Here is a 693-nt window from a genome sequence, read left to right on the forward strand (position 1 = left end):
GATCTGGACGCCGCAGTGGACGAGCGTTCGAACGATCAAGGAAGGTAGAGCGACGATCGACCTCTTCGCCTTTCTTACGACCAAGCCGAATGCAGAGGTCGAGGCGATCCACCCCAAGGCGATGCCGGTGATCCTGACGACGCGCGAGGAATGCGAGGTCTGGATGTCGGCGCCGTGGCCAGAGGCGCAGCGGCTGCAAAGGCCCCTCCCTGATGGTTCGCTGGAGATTGTTGCCCGCGGCGTCAAAAAGGATGGAGAAGGCCCGCAGGAGCCTGTCGCGGTGCAGACCTCGCTATTCTGAGACTGAGAAGTGAAGTGATGGTGAGGCAGCTTGCTAGCTTGATGACAAGTTCATTTGGTCCCGCGACAACCTGGTGGCGGGCGAAGGCGTCGGCGGGAACGTGGGCAACGCGCACAGCCTGAAGCTGCTGGTGTTCGGACATGCCGGCATCGGAAGYCGCTTGCCGCTGGGAAATACCGTGGGTGTCCATGGTATTTTCTGGCGGTCGGCCCCTTCCATCGAGTTGGTGGAGCAATCCCCCGGAGCGCCTGACTGCGCGGGCTCTGATGCGGGTCGCCATCCCTAAGGAACCGAGAACTCCATTGGTAAGAAAGTGTTGTAGTTCTGTGTCGTAACTTTTGATGTGAGATAACGCCGTTGTAGCTCAGTGGTAGAGCACACCATTGGTAATG

General features: G+C 59.4%; 1 protein-coding gene. It reads left to right on the forward strand.

Annotated elements, in window-relative coordinates; translation table 11 throughout:
* On the forward strand, positions 1-301 hold a 301-nt coding region (locus AC1DVA_RS28940; RefSeq protein WP_476808210.1), incomplete at its 5' end, for an SOS response-associated peptidase family protein.
* Between the last annotated feature and the right edge of the window lie 392 nt (positions 302-693).

Source organism: Allobosea sp. P4_C6, from assembly GCF_056402015.1.